This window comes from Streptomyces sp. NPDC007875, from assembly GCF_042868035.1.
Lineage (GTDB): Bacteria > Actinomycetota > Actinomycetes > Streptomycetales > Streptomycetaceae > Streptomyces > Streptomyces antimycoticus.
The window spans coordinates 1-16,519 of the sequence record NZ_JBIADZ010000040.1; the positions used below are offsets into that span (position 1 = coordinate 1).

The following is a 16,519-nucleotide window of genomic DNA, read 5'->3' on the forward strand; positions in this document are numbered from 1 at the left end:
CGAGGTCCGCAGCTGGTCGCACAGCAGCAGCGCCGGACCGCTGGCCAGCGCGAACGTCGCGAAGAGCAGGGTCATGACCAGGTCGTCGTAGCCAAAGAGACGCTGGTAATCGGGGTAGAGCGGGCTGGGGAGATAGGGCCCCCGCCGTGAGGGCCATCACCAGGAGTACGGCGGTTCGTACCGCCCGATCCGAGACGGTCTGCCGCGCCGTCACGTCAGTCAGTGTGCGGCCGGAAAGAGCCGAGGAAAATCAAACGATTCCCCGGGCTTCACCGTGCAAAATATTTTCATGATTGACTCCCGGCTGCGGATCCTCCAGATGGTCGCCGAGCACGGCTCGGTGACCGCCGCGGCTCGGGCGCTGCACTACACCCCCTCCGCCGTCTCCTACCAGTTGCGCCGGCTCGCCGACGAGGTCGGAACGGATCTGGTGGTGCAGCACGGCCGGGGCATCCGCCTGACGAACGCGGCCCGCATCCTGCTGCGCCACGCGGAGCGCCTTCAGGAGCAGTGGGAGCTCGCCCGAGCCGAGCTGGCCGCCGCCGGTACCGAGCCCACGGGGCAGGTCACCCTGTGCGGGTTCTCCACCGCCGCCAGCCGTCTGCTGCCGCCCGCCGCGGCCGAGCTGCGCGACGCCCATCCCCATCTCACGGTGCGGATCATCGAGGCCGAGCCCGACCGCTGCTTCGACCTGCTGCTCTCGGAGGAAGCCGACCTCGCGCTGCTCGTCGTCACCGCCGACTCACCGCCCATGACCGACCAGCGCTTCGACCAGCGGCCGCTGCTGGACGACCCGCTGGACCTGGTCGTCCCCCGGGACCACCCGCTGACCCGGCAGCGGCGGGTCACACTGGCCGACGCCGCGCGCGAACCGTGGATCGTGGGCAACCCGGGCACGACTTACCACCAGTTGGTGCTCGCCGCCTGCATGAGCGCGGGCTTCACACCCCACATCGCGCACCACGCGGACGAGTGGGGCACCGGAACCGCCTTGGTCGCCCACGGCTTCGGCGTCATCCTCGTACCGCGCCTGGCGCAACTGAGCGAGGAATCGCTGGTGGCGCGTCTCCCGCTGCACGGTGAACCGGCTCCGGCCCGCCGCATCATGGCCGTCACCCGCCGCGGAGCCGGCGAGATCCCCGTCCTCACCCACGCCGCGCGGACCATCACCGCGGCCGCCACGCGGTTGCTGCCCAGGCACTGACTTCCCCGCCCGGGGAGGGGAAGGAAGCACGCCGGTGCGCGCCGAGGACGGCGAGGGTGAACTTTTTTGCATATCCATGTGACGTAATCCGTCACGCCGCGCCTCGTCCGTTCCGGCGCGCCAGATCTGCGGGTGTTACCCCTTCGTGATGTCCGGGGTGCCGGATCGCCCGGCTGTGACCAGGAGCGATGCAGGATTCCCTCATTGACGAGTGGAAAAGCGCTCATTAGCGTCCGCCCCATGACCCACCAAGCCCTCGTGGACACCATTGATGACCTGGACCGTTGCGTGATCGCGGCGCTCCAGCTCAACGGTCGTGCCCCGTGGTGCGCGGTGGCCCGTTGGGTGGGTACCAGCGAGACGACCGCCCAGCGGCGCTACAAGGCCCTGCGCGAGCGGGGAGTGCTGCGGGTCGTCGGCACCCTGGAGCTGGACCGCACCCGGGAGGGCTCGTCCATGCTCGTCCGGGTGCAGGCCAGGCCCGGTCGCGGGCTGGACCTCGCGGACCAGCTCGCCGTCAGCCCGGACGTGCGCTTTCTGGCCGTCGTCACCGGCGCCGCCGATCTCATCGTCGATTTCGTTGCCCGTGACAACGAGGAGATGATGCGGATGCTCTTCACCGACCTGCCCGGGGCCGACCTGATCACCAGCACCGAGGCGGTCGCCGTCATCCGTGCGTTCACCTCCGCGTCGATGTGGGACACCGGGCTGCTGCCCGCCGAGGCGGCCGCGGACCTGCGGCCCGCTTCACTCGCGTCGTCGTGCGACCGCGACGACTGGGACCAGGCGCCAAAAGCGCTGACCGGTCTGGAGCAGGAGGTCGCGGCGGCTCTCAAGGAGGACGGCCGGGCCCAGATCAGCGCCCTGGCCCGGCGCCTGGGCCACACCGAGGCGGGTGTCGCACGGGCCATGGAACGTCTCATATCCCGCGGCATCCTGCAGTTCCGGACTCTGGTCGAACCGGGCCTGCTCGGGTACGACGCCGAGTTCATGGTGTGGCTGTCGATCGAGCCCGACCGGCTCGAAGCCGCGGGGCGGCAGCTCGCGCGGCATCCGGGAACCAAGTTCCTGTGCGCGGCGACCGGGCGTTTCAACCTCGTCGGACACATGGTTCTGCCCCGTCGCACCGATCTGCTCCGCTACACCAGTGAGGTCATCGGGGCGCTGCCCGGGCTGATCGCCTCCGATGTGACGTTGCACCTCGCCACCCTCAAGTACTCCTGGCACCGGATGGTCCGCACCGTCTGAGCCCCAGGCCGGCTGCCGGGCACACCGCCCGGCGGCGGCCCGGTCATTCCCTCATCCGCCCTCTTCCGCTCCGATCCTTGTGGAGATCACCATGCCCACAGACGACTTCGGCCTGCCCTCGGAGAGCTGGCGCTGGCCCGAGCACACCTGGCGCGGCCACGTCGACGCGGTCCGCGCCGGGAGGCGGCTGGTCCCGGGCCGCTGGCCCGGCGGTGCCCGCGTCGCGGTCGCCCTCTCCTTCGACGCCGACCACGAGACGATCCCGCTGCGCGACGGCGGGACCAGCCCCGGTCTGCTCGCCCAGGGCGAGTACGGAGCCCGCGCCGGCTCCCCGCGGATCCTGGACCTGCTCGCCCGCCACGGCGTCCCCGCGACCTTCTTCATGCCGGCCGTCTCCGCCCTCGTCCACCCCGAGGAGGCCCGCGCCTACACCCGTGATGGGCACGAGCTGGCCGTCCACGGCTGGATCCACGAGCGCAACATGCTGCTGGGCCGTGAGGACGAGAAGGACCTCACGGCGCGCGCCCTGGACACCCTCACCACGCTGACCGGCCGCCGCCCGGTCGGCATCCGCACCCCGTCCTGGGACTTCTCGGACTCGACCCTCGCCATCATGCTCGAGCTGGGCTTCGCCTACGACTCCTCGCTCATGGCCGACGACGAGCCCTACGAGATCGTCGCCGACGGCCGGCCCACCGGCCTGGTGGAGATCCCCGTCGACTGGATCCGGGACGACGCCCCGTACTTCACGATGGACCGCTACGGGTCCGCCCGCCCGCACAGCCGTCCGCGCGACGTGCGGGAGATCTGGACCGACGAGTTCGACGCCGCCTACCGGGACGGCGGCGTCTTCCAGCTCACCCTGCACCCGCACGTCATCGGCCACCGCTCGCGCCTGGTGGCGCTGCGGGAGCTTCTCGACCACATCGCCGCTCACACCGGCGTCTGGTACGCCACGCACGCCCAGCTCGCCGACACGGCCCGCGACGTGCTGCACGGCCGGACCACAGCCGGCTTCGCCGCCGACACTCCGGAGCACACGCCATGAACACCGGATCCGCCACGCCCACCGGCCCCCTGCGCCAGGACGGCGCCGCCCCCGCCACGACCCGGCTCAGCGGCGCCCAGCGCAAGGCCATCGTCGCCGGCACCATCGGCAACACCGTCGAATGGGTCGACTGGGCCCTGTACTCCATCTTCGCCAAGATCATCGCCGATGAGTTCTTCCCGAAGAGCGACGGCGCGGTGGCCCTGCTGTCCACGCTCGCCGTCTTCGCCGTCGGGTTCGTGATGCGCCCGGTCGGTGCCGCCGTCCTCGGCGCCTACGCCGACCGCCACGGACGCAAGAAGGGCATGACCCTGACGGTCGGCCTGATGGCGGCCGCCGGCTTCGTCATCGCGATCACCCCCTCCTACGAGACCATCGGCATCGTCTCGCCGCTGCTCCTGCTGGTCGCCCGGCTGGTGCAGGGCTTCTCCGCCGGTGGCGAGTTCGGCTCGTCCTCCGCGTTCCTCGTCGAGTCGGCGGCCCGCGGCAGGCGCGCGTTCGCCGGGTCCTGGCAGCAGGTGTCGGTCGCCGGCGGTGTGCTCGTCGCCTCTCTCCTGGGCACACTCGCCACCTCGGCACTGAGCGAGGACGCCCTGCACTCCTGGGGCTGGCGTGTGGCGTTCATCCTCGGCGGCCTCCTCGGGCTGGTCGGCCTGTGGCTGCGGGTCTCGGTGGCGGACACCGACTCCTTCGCCCAGGTGCAGGGCGCCGGGCGCACCCGCACCAATCCCGTCAAGGCCATGTTCGTCGAGCACCCCGGGGCCGCCCTGCGCGTCGCCGGCATCACGGTGGCGGGCACTCTCACCTACTACATCTGGGTCAACTACCTTCCCACGTATGCGAATCTGACCACCGGCATCCCGCTGAAAACCGCGCTGCTGTCCCAGACGCTGTGTCTGGTCGTCTTCGTCATCGCGCTGCCGCTCGTGGGCGTGGTCTCGGACCGGCTGGGACGCAAGCCCACCATGGCGGGGTTCGCCGGCGGCTTCGTCGTCCTGGCCTGGCCCCTGCTGCACCTGCTGAGCAACAGCTTCCTCAGCCTGTTCCTGGTCCAGCTCGCCGGCATGCTGCTGATCCTCGGCTACTCCGCCAACTGCGCGGTCATCATGGCCGAGCAGTTCCCCCCGGAGGTGCGCGCCACCGGCATCGCCCTGCCGTACGCCCTGGCCGTCGCGCTCTTCGGCGGCACCGCGCCGTACCTGACGACGTGGATGCACGAGAGCGGCCACAGCGACCTGCTGTGGATCTACGTATCGGCGGCCTCACTGATCTCCCTCGTGGTCTACCTCACGATGCCGGAGACCAAGGACAAGGAGTTCAGCTGATGACCCACGTCCTCGTCACCGGCGCCGCGGGCGGCATCGGCGGGGCGATAGCCGAGGAGTTCGCCGCCCAGGGCGCGCTCCTCACCCTCGTCGACCGCGACCTCGCCGCGCTGCAGCGGACCGGGGCACGGGTGGGAACCCGTACCGCGGCACGGGCCGCGGACCTGACCGACCCCGACGCGCCCACCGCCGTCGTCGAGGCGGCCTGGGCGGAGCACGACCCCATCGACATCCTCGTCAACGCGGCGGGCGTCTACCCCTCCCTCGACATGGCCGAGGTGGACGCGATGGCCTGGGACCGGCTGTTCGCCGTCAACCTGCGCGCCCCGGTCCTGGCCACCGCCGCCTTCGCCCGGCTCGCCATCCGCCATGGGCGGCCCGGTGCGGTCGTCAACATCTCCTCCGGCTCCGCGCTGCGCGCCCGCCCCGGCGGAGGCCCGTACGCGAGCTCGAAGGCCGCCCTGGAGATGGCCACCCGCGCCGCCGCGCTGGAACTGGGCACGCACGGCATCCGCGTCAACGCGGTCAGCCCCGGTTTCATCCCGGTGGACAGCGACTGCAACCCCGTCTCCGCCCGGTATGCCGAGGCCATCGGCACCAACCCACTGGGCCGCCCGGGAACGCCACAGGACATCGCCCGGGCGGTGCGCTGGCTCACCGGCCCCGACGCCTCCTGGATCACCGGCGAGGTGGTGCGGGTGGACGGGGGATCCAGCACGGGCGCCCTGCACCTGCCCCGGATCTGGCAGCCCGACGACAGCCGCGCCACCCCGCCCGCCCCGGTGCCGGCGACCGCGACCACCGCGGTCACGACCACCGCAGCCACGACCACCGCGACCGCGACCACGGAAGAAGGACGAACAACCTGATGAGCGACGCCCAGCCGGTCAGGCCCGGATACACCGTCGTCGGCGCGGGAGCGATAGGCGGCACCCTCGCCTTCGCCCTCGCCCGGGCCGGCCACCCGGTCACCGTCGTGGACACCGACCGCGCCCATGTGGACGCCATCCGCACGCACGGACTCGTCGTCGCCCGCGGCGGCACCCGCGAGAGCGTGCCGGTCACGGCCACGACCCCGGACGAGTTCACCGGCACCCTCCATCGCGTCCTGCTGGCCGTGAAGGCGCAGGCCACCGGCACCGCGCTCGACTGGATCGCGCCCCGCCTGGCCCCGGACGGCTATGTCGTCTCCCTGCAGAACGGCTTCAACGAGTCCCTGATCGCCCAGCGTCTGGGGGCCGCCCGCACCGTCGCGGCCTTCGTGAACATCTTCGCCGACGTCATCGAACCGGGCGTCATCCTGGACGGCGGCGCCGGAGCCCTCGTCATCGGCGAGCCCGACGGCGCGCCGGTCAGCCCGAGGGTCCGGGACCTGGTGGCCCATCTGCAGAGCTGGGGCCCGGCCGTGGCCAGCGACAACGTCGAGGGATACCTGTGGGCCAAGGCCGGGTTCGGCGCCATGCTCGCCGCCACCGCCCTCGCGGACGCCCCCATGGCCGACCTCATCGACCGGCACCGCCCCGCCATGGCCGCACTCACCGGCGAGATCTTCGCCGTGTCCGACCGCCTCGGCGTCACCCTGGAAGCGTTCGACGCCTTCGAGCCGCACCCCTTCCGGCGAGGAGCGGACCCAGCCGTCCAAAACGCCGCCTTCGACCGTCTCACCACATGGCTGCGCACCCAGACGAAGGACCGCAGCGGTATCTGGCGCGACCTCGCGGTACGCCACCGGCCCGTGGAAGCCCCCACGCACTACACCGAGGTCTTCCAGCACGCGGCGCGCGAAGATCTGCCCACGCCCCTGCTGCACACGGTCGTGACCGGCCTGCGCCAACTGGAGGGTGCCGCGCAGGACATGTCGGAGTCACGGCTGGACGAACTGGACCGCCTGGCTCAGCCCCCCGCACCCTCGCTCCCGCTCGACTCCGAACAGGCCGAAGCGGTGCGGCAGTGGCTCGACGCCCACCGCGAGGACATGGTCGCCGACCTCGCCGCCTACACCTCCCAGGGCAGCGCAAGCGACGACCTGGACGCCCTGGACAGCTGCCTCGGCTGGCTGCGCGACTGGCTCGACCGGCGCCTCGGCGCACCGGACGCCGAGGAGACCCTCGCGCGTGAGGCGGCCGGAGACATCCTCGTCCGCCGCTACTCCGCCCGGGACACCACCACCCAGGACCACCGTCCCGTCCTTCTCCTCGGGCACTACGACACCGTCTGGCCGACCGGCACCCTCGACACCTGGCCGTTCCGGCGGGACGGCGACCACATCAGCGGCCCCGGCGTCTTCGACATGAAGGCCGGCCTGGTCCAGGCGGTCTGGGCACTGCGCGCCCTGGACTCCCTCGATCTGCCCCGCCCGGCCTGCACCGTGATGCTCAACGGAGACGAGGAGACCGGCAGCCTCGCCTCCCGCGACGCCATCGTCGAGGAGGCACGCGACAGCCGGCTCGCCATGGTTTTCGAGGCCGCCGCCGACGGCGCGATCAAGACAGCCCGCAAGGGCGTCGGACTCTTCACCGTCACGGTCACCGGCGTCGAGGCCCACGCCGGTCTGGACCCCACCGCCGGAGCCAGCGCCGTGGACGAACTCGCCCACCAGATCCTGCGTCTGACGGACCTGCGCGCCCCGGCCGCGGGCACCTCGCTGAACGTGGGCGTGGTGGAGGGAGGCACCCGCAGCAACGTCACGGCGGGGCACGCCGTCGGCCGCATCGACGTCCGCGTCGCCACCGCCGCCGAACAAAAGCGCCTCGGAGACGCCCTCGCCACTCTGCGTCCCGTCGACCCACGGACCCGCGTGGAGGTCACCGGAGGCTGGAACCGCCCGGTGTTCGAACGCACGGAAGGGGTCGCCGCACTCGCCGACCTGGCACGCCGGTGCGCCGCACTGCTCGGACACCACCTGCCCGAGGCGTCGGTCGGCGGAGCCAGCGACGGCAACTTCGTCGTGGCCCAGGGCACACCGGTCCTGGACGGTATCGGCGCGGTGGGCTCAGGCGCACACGCCCGCTCGGAGAACACCTCGGTGCAGGGCATGGTCACCCGTGCGGCGCTGGCCGCCACCGTGCTGGCGGCGCTGACAAGGGAATGACCCCCTGCCCCGAGCGACCCGGCAGGACATCGACCTGCGTGCCTTACAATTCCCCGGCCACTGGCGAAAAATGAGCGGTCGAACGCATGGGCCGCGGGGGCGAGGAGGAATCGCGATGGCAACGGGGGGATGGGGTCTGCCGAACGACCCCGGGCAGGGAGGAAACCGCTGGGGACCGCCGCCGGCGCCCGGTCCGTACGGGCCGCCGCCGACACCGGATCCGTACGGACCACCACCGAACCCCTACGGGCCCCCGCCCCCGCCGCCCGGGCCCTACCGGCCGGCGCCCAGGGGCCGGCGCTGGTACCGGCGGGTGCCCTTCCTCTTCTTGATCGTCCCCCTGCTGCGCTCGGTGCACCGGGCCGTGCGGAGACTGTTCGACCAGGAGGGCGGCGGGCGTGTCCACGATCCCGTGGTCGACCGCGTCCAGATCACCCGCACGGTGCTCGGCGTCCTCGCGACGCTCGCGCTCTACTACATGTACGGGTCGGACGACGGGCTGGAGGGCAAGGCCAACGAGAGCGTCGGCCAACTCATCCTGACCCCGGTCCTGCTGATCATCGCCGGACCGGTGGTGATCACCTTCTTCATCCGCTACGCGCCCGCGGAGCGGCGGCGGTTGCTGCGCTCCCGGCTCGGCGTGCCGTTCAAGACCGTCGGCTGGTACGTCCTGACCGTGGCCGTCCTCGCCGGCTCGGTGTACGTGATCTTGGGCACCACGCTGCTGCACGGGCTGCACGGGGTATGGCTGTTCGTGGCCGCCGTCCCGGCGCTCTGGTTCGTGCTGTGGCTGCTGCCGTTCTTCTTCCTGGCCTCGGCCTACGTCGCGCGCTCCGCCTTCAACACCGCCTATGTGCACGCCGCGCTGCCGGCCGTGATCACCATGGTGATCGTCTGGGTGACCGCCGTCTTCAACGTGACCGGGAGCGGTATGCCGGGCGGGCCGCTGTGGGCTCAATTCTGCTCCCTGTTCGGCGGTCCGCTCTCGGTGACCGGGCTCTCCCTGTGGGAGCTGCGCCGACTGCGCACGCGCCACGGCGTGACCATACGCGGCTGAGACCTCCCACCGTGTCCGGTATCGCGGCGGTCGTACCGTGGGCCACCAGGCGTTCCGCCGCGTTGCTCGGGAATCGACGGCGGACGTGGGTGGTGGCGGCCTGTTCCGTACCCTGGCGGCATGCGCATGCGCCCCACTTTGAGCTGGACCCCCGTCGAGGACCTGCCGCCGGGCAGCACGGACCTGGAGCCGGTCGCCAACGCGCTGAGTACCGGCGGTGTGCTGGTGCTCAGCGGGGCCGGCATGTCCACGGAGTCGGGCATCCCCGACTACCGGGGCGAGGGCGGGAGCCTGAGCCGGCATACCCCGATGACCTACCAGGACTTCACCGCCGGCGCCCAGGCCCGGCGCCGGTACTGGGCCCGCAGCCACCTCGGCTGGCGCACCTTCGGCCGCGCCCGTCCCAACGCCGGGCACCGGGCCGTGGCCGCGTTCGCGCGGCACGGCCTGCTCTCGGGTGTGATCACCCAGAACGTCGACGGCCTGCACCAGGCCGCCGGCAGCGAGGACGTCGTGGAACTCCACGGAAGCCTGGACCGGGTCGTCTGCCTCGCCTGCGGCGCCTCCAGCCCCCGCCGCGAACTCGCCCGGCGACTGGAGGAGGCCAATGTGGGCTTCGCGCCGGTGGCCGCCGGAATCAACCCGGACGGTGACGCCGACCTCACCGACGCACAGGTCGGGGACTTCCGCGTGGTGCCCTGTACGGTCTGCGGCGGCATCCTCAAACCGGACGTGGTGTTCTTCGGCGAAGCCGTTCCGCCGCGGCGGGTCGAGCACTGCCGCGAGCTGGTCCGCGAAGCCACCTCACTGCTGGTCCTGGGCTCGTCACTGACGGTGCTGTCCGGGCTCCGGTTCGTCCGCCAGGCGGCCAAGGCCGGGAAGCCGGTGCTGATCGTCAACCTGGACCCGACCCGGGGCGACCAGCACGCCGTCACCCGGGTCGCACTCCCGCTGGGACCGGCCCTCACCACCGTGGCCGACCGACTGGGCATCCCAGGGGCGGCACAGACCTGACGCGGATCCGGCGTCACGCGGATCAGACCTGACGCGGATCAGACCTGACGCGGATCAGACCTGACGCGGCGCTGGGCGGTCGCCTATCGGGCGCCTGCTGGTCGGATGTCGGCGGCTTGTCGACCGGATCCGGCACCTTTGCGGCCCTGGCTATTCCGCCTCGCGAATCCACGTCCGGGCGAGTTCCGCGACCCAGGTGGCCGCCGCGCCGGGAGCGGGCGGAGGAGCGCCGACGACCACGAGTTCGGTGACGCCCGCCGCGCCGAGTGCGGGGAGGTGCTCCGGGGTGCCGTCGCTCAGCGCGACGGCGACCGTGAGCTCGTCAAAAGCGCGGCCATGGCGGGCGCACTCGTCGGCGAGAACGGCGATACGCGCCGGGACATTGGCCACCGGGACGTTGAAGCCGTACCAGCCGTCGGCGAGCGTGGCCGCCCGGCGCAAGGCGGCGTCGCTGTTGCCACCGGCCACGACCGGGAGCCGGCCGCCGCGCAGCGGCTTCGGGTTGACCCGAATCGCGTCGAAGCGGGTGAACTCCCCTGCGTAGGAGGCCGGATCGGCCGCCCAGAGCGCGCGCATCGCGGCAAGGTAGTCTTCGGCGCGCCGCCCGCGCCCGGCGAAGGGGACTCCGAGCGCCGCGAATTCCTCGGCCGACCAGCCGACCCCGACCCCGAGGCTGAACCGCCCGGCGGAGAGCACATCGAGTGTGGCGGCCTGTTTGGCGACCAGCACCGGGTTGTGTTCAGGCAGCAGGAGTACGCCGGTGGCGAGCTCGATCCGGCTGGTGACCGCCGCCGCGAAGCTCAGGGCGAGCAGCGGGTCCAGCCAGTCCGCGTCCGCGGGCACGGCGATCCGGCCGTCCGCCGAGTAGGGGTAGCGAGAGGCGGGCGCGTCCACGAGCACCGCGTGCTCACCGCACCAGAGCCTCGCGAAGCCGTGGGTCTCGGCGGCTGTGGCCACCGCACGGATCACCTCGGGACGGGCACCGTCACCGATACCGAGCGCGTGCAACCCCACTCGCATGCTCCACCTCCGGGCGTCACCCTAAGCGCGGGGCGCGGACGCACTCCGGTGACGTGGCACGCCGCGCCCGCGCGCGGCGGGGCATGTCGTCCGGACGAGCGAAGGCTGTCCTCGATGCCCTCTGAGGGAAGCCTTGAGCATGTCTACGGGGGCATCCCCAGCCACTGCCCTGAGGGCAGCGCATCGGCATGTCAGGGGGACGGCCGGATAGGCCGCTCCCCTCCCCGCTGGTGGGATGGTCGCAGACCACCGGCATCGTCCTCGCCGCCTCGACCGGACCGGCGGCGGCGAAGTCGCGGCAGGCCGATCCGCTCCAACAGCAGGTGGACACGGTCCACCACACCGGGGCCGTCGGCGTGCTCACCGAGGTGACGACTCCGGACAGACGTGACACCGCGCGCGCCGGGACGGCCGAGATGGGCACCGGGCGGCGATGCCACGGAACGGCAGTTTCCGGATCGGCGGTGCCACCAAGACCTTCACCGCCACGGTCGTACTGCAACTCGTCGGCGAGGGGCGCATGTCCCTGGAGGACACCGTCGAGCAGTGGCCCGCCTGCCTTCGACCAAGCCGTCCACAAGGGCAGGAACGTGGTAGAGCGGTGTTTCAACAAGCTCTGCAGTTCCGGGGGCTAGCCACCCGGTATGCCAAGCGGGCCGCCTACTTCCGGTCGTTGGTCGTCATCGCCGCGATCGCGCGCTGGCTGCGCTGATTCACAGGACAGGCCCTGGTCCTCATGCGGCCCTCTTGGCAGCGATCCTGGCCCGCAGCGTGTCACGAACGGTGGGCCACTCATCCGCGAGCAGGCTGTAGTACAGGGAGTCGCGGCGGGTGCCGTCCTGGCGCCGCATATGGCTGCGCAGGGTCCCTTCATAGACCAGGCCAAGGCGGGCCAGAGCCTGTTGAGAACGCACATTGAGATGGTCAGTGCGCAGAGCGAGCCTGACGAGGCACAGCTCATCGAAGGCATGGCTGAACAGCAACAGCTTGGACTCGGCGTTGTATGGGCCTCCCCAGCATGATCGGTCGAACCAGGTCGCGCCGACTTCAGCGCGGCTCTCGTCCAGATCGAGGTCGTACAAGCTGGTCGAACCGATCACAGCGCCGTCGTCACGACGTTGCACCGCGAAGCACCGCCGGGCAGGATCGGCGATCATCTGGCTCAGCATCGTGCGCGTCTGCGTCACGGTCTCAGGACGTGTCCGCGGCATCCATCGCCATACCTCAGGGTCGGACGCGGAAGGGAAGAGCGCGTCGGCATGCTCGGTGGATAACGGGACGAGACGGACCTCACTGCCGAGGAGAATGGTGTTGTTCACCACGACACATTAGAACCTTCACGAACTGAGGAGAGGAGCATCTCCGGACACGGCTGTCTGACCGGTGGCCGCCACGCCGGCCTGTGTTACGACGTGAGGGGCGTTTGTCCGCTGCGCGTACGTCGCTCGTCATAATTGGATCGGGCGGCTTCCACCGCGTCGAGGTGATCGACGACCCACCTCAACATCGCTTGCAGGGGTGGCTCAAGGCTCCGGCCCAGGTGAGTGATGCGGTATTCGATCGCCACCGGGTCCGTGGACACGACCAGCCGTTCGATCACCCCGTTGCGCTCGAGCCGCCGCAAGCATGTGGTCAGGGACTTCGGCGTGACGGCGGGCAGGTGCTGGCGAAGCTCATTGAAGCGCCGGGGGCGGTCGCACAGTGCCTCCAACACCAGCAGGGACCACTTGTCGAAGAGCTGGTCGAGCAGACGACGACCCTCGCTGTCGAAGTCCATTCCCGTCACGCCGGTCTCCTTCGCGATACCTGGTTTCGTTGAAGTATATCGAGCCTACTAGGTATACAGAAGATACTCCCTTGTTCGACCAGTGAAGGCAGGTTCCATGACCGGCGAATACTCGGCTCTCCAGGTCTCCATCACCGGCGGTGTGGCACAAGTCGTCATCGACCACCCTCCGCTCAACTTGCTGGACGCCACCCTCATGCTCGACCTGGACCGGTTCGCAGCCTCGATATCCGGCAACGACGACGTCCGGGTGATCGTCTTCGACAGCGCGGACCCGGACTTCTTCATCGCGCATGGCGACATGACGTTTGCCGACGATCCCGCGACGTTCTCGGCACTCCCGATCGCCCCCGAGGCAGACCAGTCCTTGAACCCGATGATGCGGCTCCACGAACGCGTCAGGTCGCTGCCGCAGATCACGATTGCCAAGGTGCGCGGGCTGGCACGCGGTGGCGGTGCGGAACTGCTGTCGGCAATGGACATGCGGTTCGCTTCCCTCGAGCACGCCGGTCTGGCGCAGCCCGAGGCCGCGGGGGCGATCATCCCAGGTGCGGGAGGCACCGCATACTTGCCCCGTCTTGTGGGCCGCGCACGCGCCCTGGAGATCATCCTCGGTACGCGGTTGATCGATGCGGCGACCGCGGAACGGTACGGATGGGTGAACCGAGCCGTGCCCAACGCCGAGCTCGACCATGTCGTCGACACCCTCGCTGCCCGGATCGCCGCCTTGCAACCCGGTGTCGCTCGCGCCGCGGTCGAAGCGGTCGACGCCGCGTCGGACTCGATCGCTCACGGCCTGGAAAGAGGGAATGCGCTTCTCGGCCAGCTCCTCGGCGGGCCCGCCGCGGCCCGTCTCACCAAGGCCGCACTGGCCGCGGGTGCACAAACCCGCGACGGGGAGCGGCACTTGGAGGCCATCTTCGACAAGGTCCAGTAGGTCCGTCTTCAAACGGATCCCGCTCAGAGCGGGATTGGCGCGAGTGCGACCGGCACTTCGCGGCAAGGACGGCCAACGCGCACCGGGGCTCGCGAACAGGCACTCCGGACCGTTCCTCACCCCTACTTCGGCATGTGAGCAGACGCTCCGAGCGTGGCCGAGCCCCGCCAACGCGCCCTGCGCACGCTCTCCGCTCTCCCGCCCGAGCAGCCGAACGCCGCGTACAACGTCCTCACCCTCCCCGACTACGACTGACCCCCACCTGACAGCAAGGCCGTCGAGAAGGCCGGCACTCCCCCTCGTCCACCCGGACGAACTCGCCCTCGCCACCGCATGAGCCACGGGAACGCCCATGGCGATTCCGTGCCTCATGCGGTATTCCGGCCCCGCCCCAGGAGCGTCGGCCGTGCCGGGCGGTCATGGCAGTACGACCAGCTCACGGCTGGTGCGGTTGAGTCGTTCACCGCCGTCGTCGGTGCAGATGACGATGTCCTCGATGCGGGCTCCGAACCGGTCGGGAAGATAGATGCCCGGTTCGACGGAGAAGGCCATGCCGGGCTCCAGCGGCAGGGCGGAGCCCGCCACGATGTAGGGCTCCTCGTGGGTGTCCAGCCCGATGCCGTGACCGGTGCGGTGGATGAAGTGCGGCCCGAAGCCCGCGTCCGTGATGACGTCCCGGCCGATCGCGTCCAGTTGCTCGGCGGTGATACCGGGCCGCACCGCGTCGGTCTGGGCGCGCTGGGCGGTCAGCAGCACCTCGTACAGCCGCCGGTACTCCGCCGGCGGTTCACCGACGACGTAGTCGCGTGTGGAGTCGGAGCAGTAGCCGTCTTCGGTGGTCCCCCCGATGTCGACCACCACGGGGTCACCGGGCAGGATCACCCGGTCCGACAGCTCATGGTGGGGACTGGCGCTGTGGGGTCCGGAGCCGACGATGACGAAGTCGGTCCGCACATGGCCTTCGGCCGTGATGGCTTCCGCGATGTCCCGGCCCACCTCGCGTTCGGTGCGCCCGGCGCGCAGCCACTCGCCCATGCGGGCGTGCACCCGGTCGATGGCCGCGCCCGCCCGGCGCAGCGCCTCGACCTCGGCCTGGGTCTTGCGGATCCGCAACCGGCCGAGCACCTCTCCGGCGAGTGCCTGCTCGGTGTCGGGCAGCACGGCGTGGAAGGCGATCGTCTTCTCGGCCCACATGTGGTTGTCGACGCCGACCCGGGCCATACCGGCGGGCAGCCTGGCCGCGATGAGGGCATACGGGTCCTCGGTCTCGGCCCATCCGGTGATCTCGATGCCGAGGTTCCCGGCCGGGGACGCGAGCGCAGCGGACCGTTCCAGCTCCGGCACCAGGAGGAAGGGCTCGCCGTCCACGGGGAGCACCAGGCAGGTGAGCCGCTCCAGGGGCAGGGCGTGGTAACCCGTCAGATAGCGCAGGTCGGCGCCGGGACTGATCAGCAGCGCGCCCAGGCCCGCGCCGGCAGTGGCCTCCCGGGCGCGCTCCAGACGGTCGGCGGGGTAGAGATCGGTGGGGATCACAGGGAGTTCTCCATCCTGGTGTCGGGCCGGGCCGAGGCAGCGGGCCAGATCGTCCTCGACCGGCTGGGGCCCCTTCAGCCTCAGCCTCCACAGCATGCAGCACAGCGGCAACCCCAAAGGCACGGGACGCTATGTCTGCGCCAGGTCCAGCCGCCTGAGCCGGTTCGCTCGGCACTACCGCCCGACCGACAAGGAGCCGGGTCCGCTCTAGCCCAGATCCTCGAAGATCTCGCCCCAGAGCGCAGATTCGTCCACATAGGGTTCGTAGTCGGTCATGCGCTCACGCAGATCGGTGATGACGTCCGCCGCACATGCCGTGTGTCGATCCGCACGACGTCGAGACGGACGGCGGGAAAACCGACCGCGACTCCTCGTCATCCAGGGGTCTCAGTCACCGTAGGTGTAGAAGCCACGACCGCTCTTGCGGCCGAGGTGGCCTGCCGCGACCATGCGGCGCAGCAGGGCGGGCGGCGCGTACAGGGGCTCCTTGAACTCCTCGTACATCGACTCGGCCACCGCCTGGATGGTCTCGAGGCCGATGAGGTCGAGCAGGCGGAGCGGCCCCATGGGGTGGGCGCAGCCGAGTTCCATGCCCTGGTCGATGTCCTCCGGGCGTGCGGCGCCCGATTCCACCATGCGCACCGCGCTGAGCAGGTAGGGCACCAGGAGTGCGTTGACGACGAAGCCGGAGCGGTCGGGTGCCTGGATGGCCTGCTTGCCGAGCTGCTGGGCGATGCCGTGGGTGCGCCGCACGGTCTCCTGGCTGGTGGTCAGCGCGGGGATGACCTCGACCAGCTGTTGCACGGGCACGGGGTTGAAGAAGTGCATGCCGATGAGCTGGGCGGGCCGTTCCGTGGCGACGGCGAGGTCGACGATGGGAATCGAGGAGGTGTTGGTGGCCAGGATCGCCGCCGGGTCTTCCACGACCTTGTCCAGGGCGCGCAGGACATCGGTCTTGATGTCGCGGTTCTCGGCGACGGCCTCGATGACGAACTGGCGGTCGGACAGCTCACCGAGGTCGTGGGTGAAGGAGAGCCGGGCGAGGGCCTGGTCCCGCTGCTCCTCGCTCAGCTTGCCCCGCCGTACGCCCCTGTCGAGGGAGCCGGTCAGACGACGGCGGCCCGCTTCGACGGCGTCCGGGGTGGCTTCGGCGACACGGACATCGATGCCCTGGCGGGCAGCGACTTCGGCGACGCCGGAGCCCATGAGGCCGCAGCCGACGACGCCGAGACGGGTAACGGGATCCATCTGAGGTT

Annotated in this window: 14 protein-coding genes and 1 pseudogene; 10 read left to right on the forward strand and 5 right to left on the reverse strand. The window is 70.8% G+C overall.

Annotated features, from left to right (window positions below):
* Positions 1-289 precede the first annotated feature (289 nt).
* The 8 genes from ACFYOY_RS43815 (at position 290) to ACFYOY_RS43850 (ending at position 9,987) form a co-directional block, all read left to right on the forward strand.
* Positions 290-1,204 carry a LysR family transcriptional regulator gene (locus tag ACFYOY_RS43815; protein WP_351887355.1) on the forward strand — a complete coding sequence of 305 codons (915 nt, stop codon included), beginning with the start codon at positions 290-292 and terminating at the stop codon, positions 1,202-1,204.
* A gap of 240 nt (positions 1,205-1,444) precedes the next feature.
* On the forward strand, positions 1,445-2,452 hold the full coding sequence (locus ACFYOY_RS43820; protein ID WP_351887352.1) for an Lrp/AsnC family transcriptional regulator: 1,008 nt from the start codon (positions 1,445-1,447) through the stop codon (positions 2,450-2,452).
* A gap of 91 nt (positions 2,453-2,543) precedes the next feature.
* Positions 2,544-3,500 (forward strand): polysaccharide deacetylase, encoded by a 957-nt coding sequence (locus ACFYOY_RS43825; protein ID WP_351887349.1) that lies wholly within the window; start codon positions 2,544-2,546, stop codon positions 3,498-3,500.
* Entirely contained in the window at positions 3,497-4,825 is a 1,329-nt protein-coding gene (locus ACFYOY_RS43830) for an MFS transporter (protein WP_351887346.1), read from the forward strand. The genes ACFYOY_RS43825 and ACFYOY_RS43830 overlap by 4 nt, the downstream gene beginning before the upstream one ends.
* Positions 4,825-5,694 (forward strand): SDR family oxidoreductase, encoded by an 870-nt coding sequence (locus ACFYOY_RS43835; RefSeq protein WP_351887343.1) that lies wholly within the window; start codon positions 4,825-4,827, stop codon positions 5,692-5,694. The genes ACFYOY_RS43830 and ACFYOY_RS43835 overlap by 1 nt, the downstream gene beginning before the upstream one ends.
* A complete protein-coding gene (locus ACFYOY_RS43840; RefSeq protein WP_388593427.1) occupies positions 5,694-7,916 on the forward strand; it encodes a M20/M25/M40 family metallo-hydrolase in 2,223 nt (740 codons plus the stop codon). Before ACFYOY_RS43835 ends, ACFYOY_RS43840 begins: the two co-directional genes overlap by 1 nt.
* Positions 7,917-8,229: 313 nt before the next feature.
* Positions 8,230-8,973: a hypothetical protein gene (locus tag ACFYOY_RS43845; RefSeq protein WP_351887337.1), complete on the forward strand. Its 744-nt coding sequence runs from the start codon at positions 8,230-8,232 to the stop codon at positions 8,971-8,973.
* 120 nt (positions 8,974-9,093) lie between these two features.
* On the forward strand, positions 9,094-9,987 hold the full coding sequence (locus tag ACFYOY_RS43850; RefSeq protein WP_388593431.1) for an NAD-dependent protein deacetylase: 894 nt from the start codon (positions 9,094-9,096) through the stop codon (positions 9,985-9,987).
* A gap of 150 nt (positions 9,988-10,137) precedes the next feature.
* On the opposite strand, the gene ACFYOY_RS43855 is transcribed toward ACFYOY_RS43850, so the two are convergent.
* Positions 10,138-11,007, reverse strand: a complete 870-nt coding sequence (locus ACFYOY_RS43855) for an LLM class F420-dependent oxidoreductase (RefSeq protein ID WP_388593434.1) — start codon at positions 11,005-11,007, stop codon at positions 10,138-10,140.
* 227 nt (positions 11,008-11,234) lie between these two features.
* Here ACFYOY_RS43855 and ACFYOY_RS43860 point away from each other — a divergent pair.
* Positions 11,235-11,558, forward strand: a pseudogene (locus ACFYOY_RS43860) (serine hydrolase); the annotation flags it as partial.
* A 183-nt stretch (positions 11,559-11,741) separates the two neighbouring features.
* On the opposite strand, the gene ACFYOY_RS43865 reads toward ACFYOY_RS43860, so the two are convergent.
* Complete coding sequence (locus ACFYOY_RS43865; protein ID WP_388593436.1) at positions 11,742-12,326, reverse strand: GNAT family N-acetyltransferase; 585 nt, start codon at positions 12,324-12,326, stop codon at positions 11,742-11,744.
* 86 nt (positions 12,327-12,412) lie between these two features.
* Positions 12,413-12,784 carry a helix-turn-helix domain-containing protein gene (locus ACFYOY_RS43870; RefSeq protein ID WP_351888002.1) on the reverse strand — a complete coding sequence of 124 codons (372 nt, stop codon included), beginning with the start codon at positions 12,782-12,784 and terminating at the stop codon, positions 12,413-12,415.
* A 106-nt stretch (positions 12,785-12,890) separates the two neighbouring features.
* Here ACFYOY_RS43870 and ACFYOY_RS43875 point away from each other — a divergent pair, with 106 nt between their 5' ends.
* Positions 12,891-13,730, forward strand: a complete 840-nt coding sequence (locus tag ACFYOY_RS43875) for an enoyl-CoA hydratase/isomerase family protein (RefSeq protein WP_351887329.1) — start codon at positions 12,891-12,893, stop codon at positions 13,728-13,730.
* 417 nt (positions 13,731-14,147) lie between these two features.
* On the opposite strand, the gene ACFYOY_RS43880 is transcribed toward ACFYOY_RS43875, so the two are convergent.
* Both ACFYOY_RS43880 and ACFYOY_RS43885 read right to left on the reverse strand, forming a co-directional pair.
* On the reverse strand, positions 14,148-15,263 hold the full coding sequence (locus ACFYOY_RS43880) for a Xaa-Pro peptidase family protein (RefSeq protein ID WP_351887326.1): 1,116 nt from the start codon (positions 15,261-15,263) through the stop codon (positions 14,148-14,150).
* Between the two features lie 387 nt (positions 15,264-15,650).
* Positions 15,651-16,511, reverse strand: a complete 861-nt coding sequence (locus ACFYOY_RS43885; RefSeq protein WP_388593440.1) for a 3-hydroxybutyryl-CoA dehydrogenase — start codon at positions 16,509-16,511, stop codon at positions 15,651-15,653.
* Between the last annotated feature and the right edge of the window lie 8 nt (positions 16,512-16,519).